The sequence below is a fragment of the Streptomyces sp. NPDC058758 genome (assembly GCF_042746075.1).
GTDB lineage: Bacteria > Actinomycetota > Actinomycetes > Streptomycetales > Streptomycetaceae > Streptomyces.
In genome coordinates, this window is the sequence record NZ_JBHYPS010000023.1 from 54,676 (window position 1) to 70,748 (window position 16,073).

16 protein-coding genes are annotated in these 16,073 nt (G+C 71.6%); 9 read left to right on the forward strand and 7 right to left on the reverse strand.

Translation table 11 applies throughout. The features are described 5' to 3' along the window. Positions 1–78: 78 nt before the first annotated feature. The 5 genes from ACFW6A_RS24590 to ACFW6A_RS24610 all read left to right on the forward strand — a co-directional run bounded on the left by ACFW6A_RS24590 (position 79) and on the right by ACFW6A_RS24610 (position 3,954). A complete protein-coding gene (locus ACFW6A_RS24590; RefSeq protein WP_386642876.1) occupies positions 79–855 on the forward strand; it encodes a hypothetical protein in 777 nt (258 codons plus the stop codon). Between the two features lie 59 nt (positions 856–914). Continuing rightward, complete coding sequence (locus ACFW6A_RS24595; protein WP_386642879.1) at positions 915–1,886, forward strand: hypothetical protein; 972 nt, start codon at positions 915–917, stop codon at positions 1,884–1,886. Further along, the gene (locus ACFW6A_RS24600; protein ID WP_386642882.1) at positions 1,883–2,584 is read left to right on the forward strand and encodes a hypothetical protein; all 702 of its coding nucleotides are present in this window, start codon (positions 1,883–1,885) and stop codon (positions 2,582–2,584) included. The genes ACFW6A_RS24595 and ACFW6A_RS24600 overlap by 4 nt, the downstream gene beginning before the upstream one ends. Continuing rightward, positions 2,581–3,321, forward strand: coding sequence for a hypothetical protein (locus ACFW6A_RS24605; RefSeq protein WP_386642885.1), 741 nt, complete (start codon positions 2,581–2,583; stop codon positions 3,319–3,321). Before ACFW6A_RS24600 ends, ACFW6A_RS24605 begins: the two co-directional genes overlap by 4 nt. A gap of 162 nt (positions 3,322–3,483) precedes the next feature. Further along, positions 3,484–3,954, forward strand: coding sequence for a hypothetical protein (locus ACFW6A_RS24610; RefSeq protein ID WP_386642888.1), 471 nt, complete (start codon positions 3,484–3,486; stop codon positions 3,952–3,954). Between the two features lie 289 nt (positions 3,955–4,243). Here the strand turns inward: ACFW6A_RS24610 and ACFW6A_RS24615 are convergent, their stop codons facing one another. From ACFW6A_RS24615 to ACFW6A_RS24630, 4 genes are all read right to left on the reverse strand, one after another. Then, positions 4,244–5,812 carry an amidase family protein gene (locus ACFW6A_RS24615; RefSeq protein WP_386642891.1) on the reverse strand — a complete coding sequence of 523 codons (1,569 nt, stop codon included), beginning with the start codon at positions 5,810–5,812 and terminating at the stop codon, positions 4,244–4,246. After that, positions 5,812–7,035, reverse strand: coding sequence for an MAB_1171c family putative transporter (locus ACFW6A_RS24620; protein WP_386642894.1), 1,224 nt, complete (start codon positions 7,033–7,035; stop codon positions 5,812–5,814). Before ACFW6A_RS24620 ends, ACFW6A_RS24615 begins: the two co-directional genes overlap by 1 nt. Next, positions 7,032–7,550 carry a hypothetical protein gene (locus ACFW6A_RS24625; RefSeq protein WP_386642897.1) on the reverse strand — a complete coding sequence of 173 codons (519 nt, stop codon included), beginning with the start codon at positions 7,548–7,550 and terminating at the stop codon, positions 7,032–7,034. Before ACFW6A_RS24625 ends, ACFW6A_RS24620 begins: the two co-directional genes overlap by 4 nt. A gap of 131 nt (positions 7,551–7,681) precedes the next feature. Continuing rightward, a complete protein-coding gene (locus tag ACFW6A_RS24630; protein WP_386642900.1) occupies positions 7,682–8,152 on the reverse strand; it encodes a hypothetical protein in 471 nt (156 codons plus the stop codon). A gap of 215 nt (positions 8,153–8,367) precedes the next feature. Here ACFW6A_RS24630 and ACFW6A_RS24635 point away from each other — a divergent pair, with 215 nt between their 5' ends. After that, positions 8,368–8,904 carry a hypothetical protein gene (locus tag ACFW6A_RS24635; RefSeq protein WP_386642903.1) on the forward strand — a complete coding sequence of 179 codons (537 nt, stop codon included), beginning with the start codon at positions 8,368–8,370 and terminating at the stop codon, positions 8,902–8,904. Positions 8,905–9,014: 110 nt separating this feature from the next. On the opposite strand, the gene ACFW6A_RS24640 is transcribed toward ACFW6A_RS24635, so the two are convergent. The 3 genes from ACFW6A_RS24640 to ACFW6A_RS24650 form a co-directional block, all read right to left on the reverse strand. Continuing rightward, entirely contained in the window at positions 9,015–11,075 is a 2,061-nt protein-coding gene (locus ACFW6A_RS24640; protein WP_386642906.1) for a hypothetical protein, read from the reverse strand. 859 nt (positions 11,076–11,934) lie between these two features. Then, positions 11,935–12,492: a hypothetical protein gene (locus tag ACFW6A_RS24645; RefSeq protein WP_386642909.1), complete on the reverse strand. Its 558-nt coding sequence runs from the start codon at positions 12,490–12,492 to the stop codon at positions 11,935–11,937. Between the two features lie 187 nt (positions 12,493–12,679). Continuing rightward, the gene (locus tag ACFW6A_RS24650) at positions 12,680–12,883 is read right to left on the reverse strand and encodes a hypothetical protein (protein ID WP_386642912.1); all 204 of its coding nucleotides are present in this window, start codon (positions 12,881–12,883) and stop codon (positions 12,680–12,682) included. Positions 12,884–13,209: 326 nt separating this feature from the next. On the opposite strand from ACFW6A_RS24650, the gene ACFW6A_RS24655 reads away from it, so the two are divergent. From ACFW6A_RS24655 to ACFW6A_RS24665, 3 genes are read left to right on the forward strand one after another with little or no spacing between them, the layout of a single operon-like run. Beyond that, positions 13,210–13,980 (forward strand): RNA polymerase sigma factor, encoded by a 771-nt coding sequence (locus ACFW6A_RS24655; protein WP_386642915.1) that lies wholly within the window; start codon positions 13,210–13,212, stop codon positions 13,978–13,980. Beyond that, a complete protein-coding gene (locus ACFW6A_RS24660) occupies positions 13,958–14,332 on the forward strand; it encodes a hypothetical protein (protein WP_386642918.1) in 375 nt (124 codons plus the stop codon). The genes ACFW6A_RS24655 and ACFW6A_RS24660 overlap by 23 nt, the downstream gene beginning before the upstream one ends. Next, positions 14,329–16,068 carry a hypothetical protein gene (locus ACFW6A_RS24665; protein ID WP_386642921.1) on the forward strand — a complete coding sequence of 580 codons (1,740 nt, stop codon included), beginning with the start codon at positions 14,329–14,331 and terminating at the stop codon, positions 16,066–16,068. The genes ACFW6A_RS24660 and ACFW6A_RS24665 overlap by 4 nt, the downstream gene beginning before the upstream one ends. The last annotated feature ends 5 nt before the right edge of the window (positions 16,069–16,073 follow it).

Below are 16,073 nucleotides of genomic sequence, written 5' to 3' on the forward strand. Positions count from 1 at the left end.
ACTTCCGGACGGGTTCCTGCGCGTCCGGACATACGGCGCCGCCGCCATGCAGTGCTGCGGCTACCAGGGAGTAGACCCATGCGGACCTTGCAGTCGACTCACGACCGCGTCACCGAAGACCTGGACGAGGAAGAGCGCGACGCCCTCGTCGCCCTCGCCCGCGCCGGCACCAAGTACCGCTCGACCTACGCAGCCGGCCGGTACCAGGAGGAGAACGCCACCGTCGAACTGCGCGCCTACGTCACCGAGGACGGCGAGCAGCGGTGGGCCGTACTCAGCAACAACCCGGCCAGCTCCGACGTCACCGACACCGCGGACGAGGACAAGGCGGTCGCCGCCTACGAGGCCGAGGTCCGCGAACTCGCCGAGTGCGCGGGGAAGGACGACCCGCCGTGGTGGACGGAGAGCGACGTCGCCGGCATCCCCCACGGCCTCTACAACCTCCTCGTCGAGCGGCAGGACGGCGGGGAGTGGACGACCGTCCACGAGGCGAAGGAGCACCTGGGGCGCGTCCCGAGCGTGCCGGGCTACGTCGTGCGGGACGGCTGCGAGCCGTGGGCGCTGACCGGCGCCGCCGAGTTGCTCGCGGAGGAGATCGCGCGGGAGCAGGCCAGCATGAACTACAACGCGGCCATCCACACGGCGCTGGGGTGGCCGGTGACGGACCCGACCGCGCAGACGGTCCGCGTGACCGTGACCGGCGTGGGCGCCGACGGCGAGGAGACCCACACCGAAGAGCGCCAGGTGCCCGAGGAAGTCCCCACCACGCAGGAGATCGAGGAGCACCGCCAGCACATGGCCGCCGTGCACGCCGAGATGGCCGAGCGCGCCGCGTACGACGCCTACGACGACTGATCACCCTCCCCCGGGGCCCGGCCGACCGGCCGGGCCCCGTCTTCCTCTTGGAGCAGCACATGCAGAATCCCCTGGACCATGCGGCCCGGGTCCTGGCCGAGACCGATCCGGTCCGCCGCTTCCACGCCGCCGAGGCCGCCGCCGAGGCCGCCGCCGCCCCCTACAAGCAGGCAGCCGAGGAGGCGTTGGCGGAGCTGATCGCCCAGCACGGCGGGAACCGGGCCGCGGCCGCCCGCGAACTCGGCAAGACCCGGCAGGCCCTGTACATGCGCAAGAAGCGGGACCCCGCGAAGAGCAGCAGCGTGGCCGCCGCGGAGCAGGTGCAGCCCGCCCGGCGCTTCGACAGCCTGGAGGAGGCCGAAGACGCGCTGCGTGACTGGGCGGGCGATCAGCAGGAGGTCACCGACCGGCTCGACGTCCTCCTCCTGGGCGCGCTCGCCGCCGGCGCCGACCCGGTCGACATCTCCGAGAACAGCGGCGTCGGTCTCGACACGCTGCGCCGGATCCGGCCCGCCGGGAACATCGCTGTCTCCCGGCTGAACGAGTACGGCCCGGAGATCGACGACTTCGCCCGCGCCGTGCACGCCCGCGCCGCCACCCTGCGCGCCGCCGCCACCTCGACGGCCGAGCACGCGGCCGCCGACATCTGGCGTCACGCCGCCCGGGAGATCGCGCGGAACGCCGCCCCGGCCGCGCTCATGCCCGACCACGGGCTCCGCAAGGAGGACTTCGCCACGGTCGAGGACTTCGTTGAGGCCGTCGTCACCCGGAAGCCGAGCGAGGAGGAGGAGGCCGAGGACGCGAAGCCGCTGTCCCCCAGCGCGTCGGCCGGACCCGACGCCTACCTCGCCGCCACCTACGTCGCCTTCCGCCGCGAGGCCGCCCGCGGGCGGCTCGGGAGCGAGCGGACGCCGCAGGAGGCCGCCGTCGGCGAGGCGGTGCAGGCCGCGTTCGGCGAGCTGGCCGACGCGATCCTGCACCTGCGCACCACCGGCCAGGTCCCGCCCGCCCTGCTCACGGAGGCATCGTGACCTACCCCGGCATCGCATACGTCACCGAGGACGACCTGGAGGCCGCCGCCGAGTTCAGGGAGAGGCATGAGAAGGAGCCGGGGGCCTTTATCGATCTGCTCTTCGGCGTCAAGGACTACGGGCCCACCGCGATGCTCAACCCGCGGGACCAGGAGGCCGTGGGCGCGACGCTCACGCTCCATCTCTCCGGCGCGGCGGCGCAGGACCGTCTCCTGCCCGTCCTGCGGGCCGTGGGCCGGGTCCACTGCCAGGGCGCGGGACCGATGCTGCCGCTCGGCGCGGTCATGCTCGGCGGCGAGATCGCCGCCCGCTACCTCCACCAGCAGCTCTCCCACAGGCACCCCCCTGTCCTCCTCGCGCCCCTCCAGACCGCCATCGGCCTCCAGTGGCCCCTCCCCGGGGAGGAACGCCCCCAGGAGCCCGATCACCCCGCGAGGGCGGCGGTGGCGCTCCTGCGCCTCGCGAACGGCCCGCACCGGCACGCGTTCACCCTCACCGAGATCCAGGCCATGCGCCTGGTCGCCCGCACCCTGCCGGGCGAGGGCCTCCAGCAGCGGCTACGGTGCGCCGCCGGCGTCTGCGGCACCTTTGCTCGGGGGCGCATCCGCTTCGACCGTGACGTCCTCACCGCCGTCCGCGAGGACGTCCTCACCGCGCGCACCGCCGGCCTGCCCACTCTGACCCTGGAGACGCTGTGATCCTCCCCGTGACCGCCCGCGTCACCGACCGGGACATCGAAATCGCCGACGCGAAGGCCGCCGAGCTGGACCGGACCGAGCACGGCCTCACCGGGCTGCTGTTCACCGTCCCGGACTACGGGCCGACCGCGGGCATGCTCCCGCAGGACCGCGCCGCCGTCGGCATCGCCCTCACCCGGGGCCCGGGCCTCTGGGACCTGGACGAGGCCCGGCTCCTGCGCGTCCTCTACGCGACCGCCCGGTGCCACCGCTGGAACGGCGAGGGCGCCCCCTCCCTGCACGTCGGGGCGGTCATGCTCGGCGGCGAGGTCGCAGCCCGCTACTTCCACCGGCGGCTCACCCACGAGCACGGCTCCGACGGCTTCGAGGCCCTGGAGGCCGTCATCGCCACCCTGTGGCCCCTGCCCGACGAGACGCCCCCGCCGGTCCGAGGGCACGCCGGCATGGCCCTTCACCGGCTCGCCACCGGGCCCTTCCGGGACCTCTTCACCACCTCCGACGTCCAGGCCATGAACACCTTGGCCCGGGGCGTGCCCGGAGGGATCGACCAGGGCACGCAGCTGCGGTGCGTTGCACGGGTCTGCCGGCTCGTCCTGACGGACCGGGCCACGGTCTCGGCCCAGGAGCTCGACGCCGTACGGAACGACGTCCTCGCCCGGCGCCAGGGCTTCGGGCTCTCCGACGTCCAGGCCGCGGACATGGCCCTGGCCTCCCGGCTGCCGCGAAGTGACGCGTAACGCTCTGTTACCGGCGTGACGTTCGGTCAGGGTGAGCGGCCCGGAGGCTGTTTCATAGGTGGTCGTCACGGCACAGGCGGCATGCGGTCGGCTGACCGCACGATCGGGTGGCCTGCGCCCCACCGGCCCCTGGCGGCCTGGCGTTTCCGCGAGGATGCGGCCATGCCCATCATCACCCGCGTGAACGCCCAGGCCGTGCTCCTCGACCATCCCGAGGGGGCGATCCCGCACCTGCTGCTGGAAGACCCTCAGCGACAGGTGGCGGTGTCGGGGTCAGACCCCGTCACCGCGTTCATCTCGTCCGCGCTCGACGCCGGACTCCACCTGGCGCCGCGGAACAGCACCCTGACCGTCCCGGAGGCTGAGGGGTGGCAGGTCCGCTTGTCGAAGGGCCTGCTGAGCGTGCGTTCGCCCCGGCTGAGCGGGCCGTTCCTGCACCCCCTGCGTCTGTCGCTACCGCCCGGATGGCGCCGGGCGGCCCAGAGGGTGCGCGGCGTCCTCATCTTCGCGGGCGATGACCTGGGGCTGTCGCCGAACTCCGCGAGCCGGTCGGACAACATGATGGAAGCCGCGGCCGCTGCCTGCGACCGTGCGGGCCTGGCGGTGGGAACGGCCCGGTTCAGAGAGCGGTGACAGCAAATTCCTCGGAGACGCTACAGAGAGCTACTTGTCACTTGGCGGCAGCTTCGGAAGCCCCGGGCCGACATCCCGGCCCGGGGCATGCCCGGCGAAATCGACCAGGTCACGTAGCTGCGGCGCACCGTACGGGGCGGGGCTGCGTACGATCTGATGTGCCGATGCTGCCAAGCTGTCTGGCATGAACGAGGGGCCCGGGTTCACACGAACCCGGGCCCCTCGTCTTGTTGCTCGGCGGCCCCGCCCCACCCCCGCGAGGGCCGGACCGCCGGGTCTGCGCCCTGGGCTATCCGGCGAGCGCCGGGGCCTTCGGGGCGGTCGGGAGGACGCTCGCGAGGAGCTGGGCGACGGAGATGAGGGTGCGGTCGGTCAGGTGCGGGCCGATGAGCTGGATGGCCAGCGGCAGGCCATCGGCGGTCTGGCCGGCGGGGACGATGAGCGAGGGGAGTCCGACCGGGCCGGCGAGGTTGATCCACGCGGTCTGGTCGTAGTACGAGCGCTTCTGGCCGTCGACGGTGATGTACCGCTGGGGGACCGGGACGGAGGTCTGGTCGAGGACGGCGGCGGTCGGGGCCGCGGGGGTGATGAGGAGGTCGTGGGTCTCGAAGTACGTCGCCCAGGTGGCGCGGAGCTTCTGCCGGTCCTCGTCGGCGCGCGCCCAGTCGCGGTGCCGCATCGTGCGGCTCTTGAGGTAGAGGGCGCTCGGGTCGTCGTCGGCGAGGGCGTCGGCGGCCGCGACCTCGCCGGCGAACGCCGCGTCGGTGGAGCTGGCGGCGGACGTCGCGTACATCAGGCGCTGGAACAGCTTGTCGCTCGCGGCGAAGTCCACCGGGCGGGTGGTGTCGTCGACGCGGGCGCCGGCGGTGCGCACGGCCTGGGCGACGGTGGCGAGCAGGCCGCGGACGTCGGCGCCGACGCGGCAGTACGCGTCATCGGCCCAGATCCCGATCCGGTACTGGTTCAGGCACGTCTTCGTGGCCGCCGGGAGGTTGATCTGCCAGGCGGAGGCGTCGGCCGGGGCCGGGGCGGCGAGGACGTCCAGGAGGAGGTCGAGGTCGGCGGGCGTGCGGGCGATCGGGCCGAGGGCGAGCATGTCGCTGCTGGTGAGCCAGCCGGGCGGGCGCGGGATGTGACCGCGCGTCGGCACGATGGGGGAGGTGCCGCGGCTGGTGCGCAGGGCGTAGACGCCGCAGTAGGCGGCCGGGAGACGGAGCGATCCGGCGAGGTCGGAGCCGACTTCGAGGGAGGACAGGCCTGCGGCGACGGCGGCCGCGGGGCCGCCGGAGGAGCCGCCGGCGGTGCGGTCGGCGGCGAAGGGGTTCTTCGTCGTGCCGAAGATCGGGTTGCTCGTCTGGATGTCCTGGCACATGACCGGGACGTTCGTCTTGCCGATGATGACGGCGCCGGCGGTGCGCAGGAGCGCGACGGCGTCGGCATCGGCTGTCGGAATGTGGTCGGTGAGGTCGGGGGAGCCGCAGGTCGTCCTCAGCCCCTTCGTCTCCAGGGCGTCCTTGACGGTCATCGGCAGGCCGTGGAGCGGGCCGAGAGTCCGGCCGGTGCTCGCGAGGTACTGGTCGGCCTTGTCGGCGGCCGCGCGGGCGGCGGCCGCGTCGAGGGTGGCGACCGCGTTCAGGCTCGGGTTGAACTTGGCGTGGTGCGCGAGGAGCTGTTCGAGCAGGGCCCGGCTGGTGATGTAGCCGTTGCGCAGGGCGGTGAGCTGCTGGCGCGCGGGGGCGAGGTAGAGCGGGGTGGCGGCGCGGGCGGCGCTGCCTTCCTCGGCGGCGGTGGCCGGGCGGGCTATGCCGAGGGCGCCGGCGACGGCCGCGGACGCGGCGAGGAGAGTGCGGCGGGACATCAAGTGCGTGCTCCTGAAGAGGTTGTGCCGGTGGAAGAAGCGGAGGGGGCGAGCTGCGGCGGCGCGCAGAAGAAGCTGGCGACGCGCAGGAGGTGTAGTTCCTCGGCGCGGACAGTGTCGAGGGCTAGCGCGCGGTCGGCGTACTCGGTGGGGTCGTCGACCGGTGTGCCCTGGGCGTGGAGGACGAGGGCGCGCTGGACCTGGTCGGCGGTGACGGCGGCGGTGAGCCGGCGGCCGAACCGCCAGGGGCGGCGGCGGCGCTCCTCGATGGCGCGGCGGTCTGCGGTGCTGAGGTAGGGGCGGAGCGTGATCATGGCGTCTCGGATCTCGACGCGGCGCCGGATGAGCTCGTAGTGGAGGCCCCTCTGCTCGCGCAGGTACTGGCGCTGGGAGACCGGCGGCTGGAGGACGACGCTGGGGTCGGTGCGGACCAGGGTGGCCCACAGGTTGCCGAGCCGGGCGTAGGTGTAGTGCTCGCGGACCAGGGCGAAGGCGGTGTTGGTCCGGGCGGCGATGACCGGGAAGAAGAAGCCGACCTGGGTCAGGGCGGCCCCGATGTCGCCGCAGGCCCAGGCGAACCCGTTGAGGTGGCTGACGCTGAATCCGGCCTCGGCGCCGATGATGCCGGCGATGCGGATGCCGCTGTACCCGAGGGTGATGGTGGCGCCGACGGCGACGAGACGTAGGCCGAAGGCGATGGAGGGGGCAGCGGTACGTGCGTACTTCCAGCAGGACCGGGCGAGGTAGATCTCGGCAGCCGAGTACGTGCCGAAGTAGAGCAGCACGTACGCCTGGTAGAAGGGGTCGTGGGCGTAGTAGAGCGCGAAGTCCACGGGCCGCTGTGTGGCCGGGGTGAGCAGCGCGAAGAGGATTGCCATCGCGGAGATGACCGTGGCGGCCGCGATCAGCAGGTGTTGGGCGCGGCGGCGGGCCTGTTCTGCGGGCCGGGACCAGTAGGCCAGGACGATGCTCTGGAGCGTGAGGACCACGATCACGAGGCCCTGGGCGATCGGGACGACGATGTTCGTCACGCCGAAGAAGTCGTCGACCCGGATCCAGACCCAGGTCATGGAGACGGCGTAGCTCAGCGCCGAGGCGAGGAATGCCCAGGCCAGCGCTCCGAGGGCCGGGTCGGTACGGCGGTCGCGGACCAGGTCTCGGAGCAGGACGAGGAAGCCTGTGCCGGCAAGGACCAGGCACAGGGGGTGGAGGAGGTCTTTCACTGGGTCGGCCTTCTCAGGAGCGTGCGGGAGATCGGGTCGTCGCTGTGCGCGGGGCCCCGGCGGGAGCTGGAGTTGACGTGCTCCGTGAGCATCGAGCCGATGTGCTCGGCGTCCGCCTCCGTCGGTACGGAGTACCGGGTGCGGCCGCGAGCGGCGAGCAGCATCTTGATCATGTTCGGCGTCATGTCCGGGAGGAGTCCGCCGAGGTCGCCGAGGCCGGAAAGTTTGTCAGCTTCCGCCTTGTCGGCGAGCTCTTTGGCCTCGCGGAGGATGTGTGCGAGCTCGTGGCCGATGATGAGGTCCTGGTGGGCCGTGCTGGTCAACGCGTCGTAGAAGATGTTGTCGGTGCGGTCGAGGGCCAGCCACATACCGCACGGGGTGGAGCCTTCTCCCAGATCGGGCAGGGTGTCCCGGTCCGTGACCGGGACCAGCCGGATCGGCCGCCCGGTGTAGTTCTCGACGAAGGGAATCAGCTGGCGGACGCTGTTCGCCGGCGGCAGGCAGAGGCTGGTCACGAACTCTCGTGCTTCCCGGCGTCCTTCGTCCGGCTCTACGCGGGAGGGGCGCTGTCGGCGCCACGACTTCCACATGGTTTTCCCCTCCGCGGCTGTGCCCGTTTGCATCGACATTTGAACGCGTTCAAGTATTACGCCAGTTCCTCGGGAGTGGGGGGTAGCCCCTCCATCTTCCGGACCTGCTCGATCAGCGCGAGCACGTTCTTCTTGTTCGCCGGCGACAAGGCGGCGGCCCGGAGGGCTATCTGCGCCACACCCTGGTCGTTCAGCTTCCTCACCAGGTCGAACTGTCCGACGATCGACTGCGCGACATCGTCGTCGAGGAAGTAGCTCGGCTTCACCTCGAAGAAGTTCGCCAGGGTTTGGATGATTTTGCCGCTAGGGTTCTTCGACTCGGCCGGGTCCCGAAGCTGCTTGATGTACGTCGAGGTGATGCTCGTCGGGCCCAGCTCGGAGGCGACCTTGGCGACCCAGCCGTTGGTGAACTCGCCGGTCGATGTCGCCTTCTTCCGGTAGTCCTTGTCGCTGACGCTCGGCCTCAGGTTGTCGAAGAGGTAGTTCAGCCGGTGGGCGAACGAGGAGCCGGGGCCAGGAGCCGGCACCGGGCTGCTCTCACCCTCGGGTGACTGGCTGTGGGTATGGGGCATGGCGCGATTGCTGCTCTCATGGGAGGAGGTCGAACAATAGTTGACTATGCCATAGGCATATGTGGTCGCCGGTCGGAGCTGGTCAACTATTGTTCGACGGACGGTCGAGGGGGCGAAGGCCCCGGCCGCCACAGCCAGCTCATCTACCGCCAGTGGGAACGAGACAGAGAGTGACCGAGACGCCGGACCCGCCCATGGGCTTCCGCCGCGCCCTGACCGCCCGGACGAACGTCCTGGCCAGCACTGGCGAGCGCCAGGGTGCACCGACCCAACGAGTGGCCCTCCGGCCTGACCGCACCGTCGTCGACGCCGGACGGCTCCTCGCCGCGCGCTCCAGCCGTTACTGCCTCACGGCAGGCCCCGACAGCGCCGCTGACGCCAGGGAGACAGGCGGCATGCTGCTGCGCACGCTCTTCTTCCGTGGCTCGGTCGACCCCAGGGCCGAGGTTACGACTCACCGGGCCCTCGTCTGCCTCGGCGAGCTGGCGGCGTCGGCGGCAGCCCGGCAGGCCTGGGGAACGACCCTGTGGTGCCAGATCTGGATGGACGACGAGCACGTCTTCGTCGCCGTCGAAGAAGACGCCGGCCCGTTCTTCACGGCACCCGGACGCGTTCTCCACGCCGCTCACGTGCTCACCGAGGAGTACGGCTCGACCGTACTTCCCGACGGCTTCCAGACCTGGGCCGCGGTCCGCCGCCTTGGTTGAGAAGCGGCCGTCAGAAGCCCATCCGACCCCCGGCTTGCGTCCGACCTGACAGATTCCGGGGCACGCAGGAGATTCGCTTCACCGGGTTAGCCAGTGGAATGCGGACGCCCCTACGCCATGGGCATCCGCCTCAGGACCCGCTCCCAGGCCGCCTTGTGGTCGGCCCTGCCGAGTCGACGCCGGCCGTCAGCCGAGGTGATCACCTGCCGCGGGTACCGGCGACGCTGCCGCCACGGCCCCAGCGTCGTCAGGACGACCTCCCCCTGGTCCTCGTGCGTGCTCGGGCCCCGGCGGACCCCCTTCTTCGGGCTGCGCATCCACTCCTCTTCGTCCTGCCACCAGTTCCACAGCTCGACCTCCGCCGCGTAGAACCGGGCCCGGCGGGCGACCGTCCCGTGTACGCCGATCGTCTGGGCGGCTTGGACCAGGCAGACAACTTCCCTCGGCCTCCAGTGCCCGGCCTTTGCGCGGGCCTGCGCAAGGGCCGTCCGCTGGGTGTGGCGCTCGCCCTTCGGCAGGGTGCTCCCCGCTGATGTCCGGCACGGACTCCCCGGAGCAGCGTGGCAGGTGGGGCACTCGTGGTGGGGGACGAGAGAGGCCCTGGCGACGACCATCAGCTCCTGCATCCTGAGCAGCTTCCGGCGCACGCAGCGGCGTTCGTACCCGGTGGCGGCCACGAGCTCGTCGACGGTGAGCGGGGCCGTCCGGTGTTCGGCGAGCGCCACGTACACCCTGGCCGCGTGGTGGCCGATCCCTCCGGGGCGGCGGGCTCGGCCGTGCCCCAGCCGGCCGTAGGAGAAGACATCGGCCCGTACCTGCTCCAAGCGCTCCTGGAGCTTCCCCAGGAGGGTGGTGCGGGCGGTCTCCACCCATAGGCGGGGTCCTTGTGTCCCACCCCAGGCGCTGAGGGGAAGTTGGGGGGTCGCGGCGGCGAGGGGGTGCTCGTCGTCGAGGGGGAGGAGGGTCCAGGATCCGGCGGGCCCGACGCTCTCGCGGGCGGCGATGAACCTGTCGAGGGCGAGCCGGATCAGGGCGCGGTGCATCGTGGACCGGCCGTGTCCGGTGGCGAGGGCGGCCCTTCGGATGTCGATGTCGAGGGTGAGCTTGCCGGCCTTGAGGGCGTACATGCACAGCAGGTCGAGCACCGCGCGGTCGGCGGGCCCGGACTCGATGGCCCAGCGGCCGGGCGTCGCATCGGCGGCGGCCTGGAGCGCGACGACCAGGGCGACGACGTCACACAGGCGGTCGCTCCAGGGAGCGGCGTCCTCGTGGTCCTCGCGCGCGGGCATCCGGGAGGCGAACTCCACACACCGCTTCCACTGCCGGGCCAGGCGTCGCTCGGCGGCCTCCTCGGAGACCTGCATGCGGTAGCCGGCGCGGCCCCGCGTGCAGGCGTGCAGGAGAGCACCGCGGCGGTACTCCTTCTGTCGCAGCAGCGCTTGGACCATCGGCCACGTCCAGCGGCGGACGGCCAGGCGGACGAGGATCGAGGCGAGGGCGCGGCTCGCGTCGTCCGGGACGGCCCGCAGAGCGGCCGCGGTGTCGGTGTCCAGGAGGGTGGAGGGGATCCCCGCCAGGCGGGGGCCAAGCCGGTCGTGGACGACGGCGGAACGGCGCTGGAGCGGGGCGACGGTGGCGTCCCGGGGGTCGGCTCCCAGGAGCACCGCCAGGCGCTCGAACGCCTCGATCGGGTTGCCGCACGTCGCCGGCGTGAGTCGGCGGGCGGCCTCGGCCTCGGTGTCCGGGAACATGAGGGTCGCGCGGCCGCCGTCGCGGTGCGGCGACCCGATGGGCCGTACGGCCCCAGTCGCGGAGTTGTTCAGCACGGCGGCGTCGAGGGTCGGCAGCACCTTCTTGGCGGCCGCGTTGATGAGCCGGACGAGACGGCGCGGCAAAGGGGTGGTGGCGGCGATCCACACGTGGCGGCCGCCGGCCGGGCCCGAGGAGGCCATCACGAAGACCAGACCGGCCTCGTTGAGGTAGCGGATCAGCCGGGCCAGATCCAGCCCGACCCCCCCCAGCTTGGCGTCGAGGTCGAACACCAGCCAGCGGAAGCGGTGCTGGTCGTCCGTGAGGTGCAGCGCGTAGGGCCGCCCGTTCGGCGTGAAGCCGGCGAGGGGGACCGCCTTGTACTCGTGCAGCCAGCGCCCCAGCTCGTCGCGGGTGTCCACGCGGAGCTCCGCGCGCGGCGACAGGTCGAGCATCACCCCGGCGAGGCCGTCTTGGTGCTGGAGGGGAATCGGACGTGCTTCCGGGGCGCCCGGATGGGTGAGCGCGAAAAGGGTGAGTTGCGCCTCTCGGTGGGTCGATTTGTCGGCTTCTGGCGGGCTTGTTGTGCGGCGCGCCGCCCGGGAGGGCTGGAAGCGCGCGCGGGCATGCGGCATCATGGCTCCGTGCTCGGCCACCTTGTGCGGGCACGACAGAGCCCGCCTCGGCGGGGCTGGTGTGAAATTCGGAGATTCGGTCCTTGGGCCGGATCTCCGCGTCGGACGGGTGAGTCCGGCGCAATGGGCCGTGGCAGCGCTCGGGGGTAGGAGCCCGATCGTGACGACCGCGGTCTAGGCGGTACGAGGGCGGTGGACCCGTAGGAAGGTCCGGTGCCCGGCGGCCGCCGGGGAAGCTAGGTCATGACCACCCCAAGGGGGAGCGACGAACAGGCAGCGGGGAACACCGAGAGCACGAACGCACAACGGCCCACCGGACGCCGGCGCACGACGCGCCGCCCGGTGGGCCTTTCCGTTGCGTGTCCCCGTCGTGTGACGGGTACATTGGTGCTCATCGAGACCTGGTACTCCTGCTGGGTCTCCCAGATGCCCCGCCAGATGGGCTCGCTGCTCAAGGTTTCGCGGCCTTTTTCCTCGCAGCTGAGCCCGGCGGGGCTTTTCTGGTCTCTCGGTGTGGTCTTGTCGGGACGGTCGTCCGCCCGCCTGTGGATAGCGGACGCAGGGGCCCCGGAGGTCAGCCTAGACCTTCGGCTCACGCTGACGGGCGCATCCGTCACCGCGCGTCCCCCAAGTCGGTGGCGGGCCGTCACTTCTGGCCGCGCTTCGCCTCGTACGCCGCGTTCGCCCTCTCGGCCTGGTACTCGGCGAGATCCTTGTCGCCGTGGTACGCCACGGCGACGCCCTCGGCCGTGGCGACGATCGCCCAGGGCAGCGGCGCGCCTTGGTGGACCTGGTGGTCCTCGGGCCGGTGCTCGACGACGTACGCGGCCGTCGTCCGGGCGGTGGACGGGGCGCGCAGCGGGCCGGCCGCGGCGAACAGATCGCTGATGCGGCGGGAGGTCTCGGCAGACGCCTCGGTCTCGGAGGCGAGCGGGGTGCCGGCGGCGTCCTGTCGGGTACGCAGGGGCATGGAGTTGGAGTCGATCCCCGCTGCGGCGAGCTCTGGGACGGGGGTCTGGGTGTGGCGAGCGAGGAGGTAGGCGTTCTGCTCCGCCTCGGTGCCGACCTCTCGGGCGCCGAGCCGTGTGTAGGCCGCGCGCAGCTCGGCGACGGCCCTCTCGGCCTCGGCGTGGTGGCCGGCGGCGCGCGCGGCGGCGAGGCGGCGAAGGGTGCTGCGGCTCCAGTCGGTGAAGGAGTTCGTCACGGCGGGCGTCCTGGGATCAGCGGGCGGGTGGGGCTGCGTGCATCGTGCCAGCAGGCACCGTCATTGGGAGTCGATAACCGGCCCCAGGCCCCTCATTCTCGCTGCCCGCGCGGAAGCGCGGCCTCGGCCTGGCGCGTGAAAAGACGCTGGCTACGCCGAGGGGCCTGGGGCCGGTTATCGATCGAGGTCACGTGATCCGCCGGACGCGCATGACCTGCATCTCGTTGCCGCAGCCGGCGGTGCAGAGGGAGCCCGCCCGGCGCGCGCGGCGCAGCAGGGTGGGGACGTCGTCGGGGTTGATCCCCGTGTGCTCCGGCACGGCTTCGGCCGGGAGCCACTGCTTGAACGGGAGGCGGTCGAGAGCCTTCCTCCACGATGAGGCGCTGTCCATGCGCCGCTCCTTCCGGGCCCGGGTCGCTCTTCCCGGTGCGTTGCGGACACGATAGTGCACACCAATGTAGCGCGGCCCTGATTCACGCCCGCGCGCCGGAGTGAATTGCCTGGCGGCGGTCAGACAGGCGGGGTACACCTGACAACCCATTGGGTAACGGTTCCGTAACTGCTCTTCTGCGAACCGTCCGCGCTCACGCCGCGTTTGCCCTTGTTCGCATCGGATTCACTATCTCCCAAATACGGGCGAACAACCCATCCTGACCTTTTGACCGTTTTAGGGCGAAGCATTGACTTTCGGTTCTGCGTTCTAATTGACGCTGGCACATGCCGCTGGAGCTGTCGGAAGATGACGTTCCGACAGGACCGACATCTGGAGTGGAGCCGATGCGTGAGACGCCCAGCCCGAGCAGCACGCAGTCGCACAGCTGCGACCCGGGGCTGGACCTCAACGCCGTCGCCATGGCCGCCGCGCAGGACGTCGAGGACCGCGACGGCCTCGCCACCCTCTTCCAGCACATGTACGAACCCGTCGTCCGCTACCTCGAAACGAAGGTCAAAGACCCTGCGACAGCAGAGGACTTGGCCCAGGACACCTTCGCCCGCGTGGTCGAACGGATCGACACCTACACCGGCGCCGGCGTCTGGTCCTGGGTCTTCCGCATCGCCGACAACGCGTGCACCGACCACTACCGGCCCATGCGCAACCGCGGGTACGAGCAGCCCGCCGAGACCTGGCGCTTCGACCAGCCCAGCCACGACCTCGGCCCCGCGGAAACGGTGGAGTGGAGCGAGCTCGGCCGTGCCCTGAACCAGAAGATCAACCGCCTCCGGCCGGACTACCGCGAAGTCCTCCGCCTGCGCCTGATGGTCGGGCTCACCCCGACCCAGACGGCGGAGGTCATGGCCCGAAAGGTGGGTACCATTCGGGTCTTGCACTACCGCGCGCTCAAGGCACTCCGCAAGGAGCTGCCGGCCAGCGCCACGGCGGCGCTGTACTTGCTGTCCGCTTCCCCAGATGCCGGGGAAGACGATGTAATGCACGCATCACACATGGAGCTGAGGGAGAAAGACGATGTGGCTGGGGCGTCGGGATAGCGGAGCGGAGAAACTGGACCGCTGCCTGTCCGGCGAGAAAGCCGCAGACCGCGAGACGGAAGAGCTGGCCGCGCTCGCCGCCGCCATGACACCGCGCCGTCCCATCAGCGAGGGCGGCCGCACTCGCGCCTTCGAGGCGATGATGCGCCGCGCCGACCGTCGCGCCCACCCCGTCGCCGGCCACGCCGAAGAAGACCTCACCGCCCCCGCGGTCCACGTGCGCACCGCCAAGACCGGCGAGCGCGGACGCCTGCGCGTCGTCGACATCGAACCGCTCGACGACGCGAGCGTCGAGGAGATCGCCGCCCGCGTCGCGGCACGACTCCGCCAGGAAAGCCGAGACCGTACGTGATACCTGGCGACACCGGGTCTCGCCTCAACATCATCTGCGAAAACCTAGGAAAGGACTGCATCGCCTGGAACGACGAGGAGGGCGTTACTCACGTCTTCGTCTCACCAGCGCAGTCCTTCGGCTCGGCCGTCGACAAGCTGACGAAAGCCGTGCCCGGTATCTCCCTGCCTCGCGCGCAGCACCTGATCCGCACGCACTGCCCCGAGATCCGCGAGATGAACGAGCGGCTGGGCATCGACAGCGGCTCCATCCCGCGCTTCGAGGCCGCGCCCGACAGCGCCGCGGCCGAACCTCTCGTACCAGCGCCCCCTCGGCAATTCCGTGCCTCGCGGTGGGCCCGGCTCGCCGCGGTCGCTGCGCCGGCTGTTCTCCTCGGCGCGGCCGCCGCGCACTTCCTTGCCCCCGCGGTCGGGAACAGCCCCGCGAGGAGCGCTCCTTACCTGAGCCGCGCGGATGCCGAAGCCTCGCAGACCTACGGCCTGCCGCTGTTCAAGGAGATCGTCAAGGACGGCCAGATCGTGTGTGACCCGATCGGCGAGTTCGAGGCGAAGTGCGTGGACGCCGACGGGGAGATCATGACCTCCGAGGCGTCCATCGGCACGTCCACCGTCTTCACGTTCTCCTACCGGGACGAGAAGATCGGGTTCAGGGTGTTCCATGACAACAATGCCGCGCAGGCGTGGGTGGCCGAGGACGCCAACCGCGAGGTCTATGACAACGTGTGGCGTCATGGCCGAGTCGTGCTGTGGGGCACGGACCCCATCCGGCTGAGGCAGTGGCGGACAGCCCTGGAGAGAAACGAGACCGCCAAGGTCAATCCGCAGGCTCTGGGATCCCCGCTTCCCACTCCCTTGGCGGCGCTGGCGTTCGGCACCCTGGGCGTGACCGAGGAGACGTTCGCGTCCGGCCTGAACGACACCAGCAATTCCGACGAACAGCTGCTGCGCGCGGTGCAGCTGGTGCTGGGCATTGCCGAGCCGGCCACGGGCGAGGCGAAGGCCGGAGCCGATGACGCAGTCGCCATAGTGGTCGATGCGCCGGACGAGCCCCGCGAGGAGGCGAAAGCTACCCCTGATGGGCAGGCCGACCCCGGCGAGGAGGAGCCCCGGGAGACCGTCCCGCCTTCCACGCCGGCTCCCAAGCCGACCACTACACCGCCGCCGACGCTGCCGCCCACGCCCAGGCCCACGCTGCCGCCGCCGTCCAAGTTGACGCCGACGCCCACGCCGACGCCGGAGCCGACGCCCACGCCCACGCCCACGCCCACGCCGACGCCGGAGCCGACGCCGGAGCCGACGCCGACGCCCACGCCCACGCCGGAGCCGACGCCCACGCCCACGCCCACGCCGGAGCCGACGCCGACGCCGGAGCCGATGCCCACGTCCACGTCCACGGCGGAGCCGGAGCCGACGCCCACGCCCACGCCGGAGCCGACGCCGACGCCGACGCCGGAGCCGACGCCCACGTCCACGTCCACGGCGGAGCCGGAGCCGACGCCGTCGGCCACGTTGAGCCCCGCCCCGACCCCGCCGCCGGCTCAGGAGCTGCCCCCCGAGCCAACTCCGACCGCTTCAGTCGTCCCGGAACCGGCTCTCCCTCCAGGAGGGCCGTCCGAGGAGCCGGCGGCGGGAGGAGCCGCTGGCGATCAGCACTCCGGAACCACCCCGACCGGGCCGCCCTTCGAGGTTGTTGGACGGCCGGAGAAACCCGGAGCCGAGCAGGCCGGGCGGCGCTAGAAGGG

Excerpts from the sequence above, each read along its gene's own strand:
- ACFW6A_RS24660 (WP_386642918.1), top strand. The coding sequence starts at position 13,958 with ATGTGGCTGGGGCGTCGGGATAGCGGAGCGGAGAAACTGGACCGCTGC.
- ACFW6A_RS24590 (WP_386642876.1), top strand. The coding sequence starts at position 79 with ATGCGGACCTTGCAGTCGACTCACGACCGCGTCACCGAAGACCTGGAC.
- ACFW6A_RS24610 (WP_386642888.1), top strand. The coding sequence starts at position 3,484 with ATGCCCATCATCACCCGCGTGAACGCCCAGGCCGTGCTCCTCGACCAT.
- ACFW6A_RS24650 (WP_386642912.1), bottom strand. The coding sequence starts at position 12,883 with ATGGACAGCGCCTCATCGTGGAGGAAGGCTCTCGACCGCCTCCCGTTC.
- ACFW6A_RS24655 (WP_386642915.1), top strand. The coding sequence starts at position 13,210 with ATGCCGCTGGAGCTGTCGGAAGATGACGTTCCGACAGGACCGACATCT.
- ACFW6A_RS24615 (WP_386642891.1), bottom strand. The coding sequence starts at position 5,812 with ATGTCCCGCCGCACTCTCCTCGCCGCGTCCGCGGCCGTCGCCGGCGCC.
- ACFW6A_RS24595 (WP_386642879.1), top strand. The coding sequence starts at position 915 with ATGCAGAATCCCCTGGACCATGCGGCCCGGGTCCTGGCCGAGACCGAT.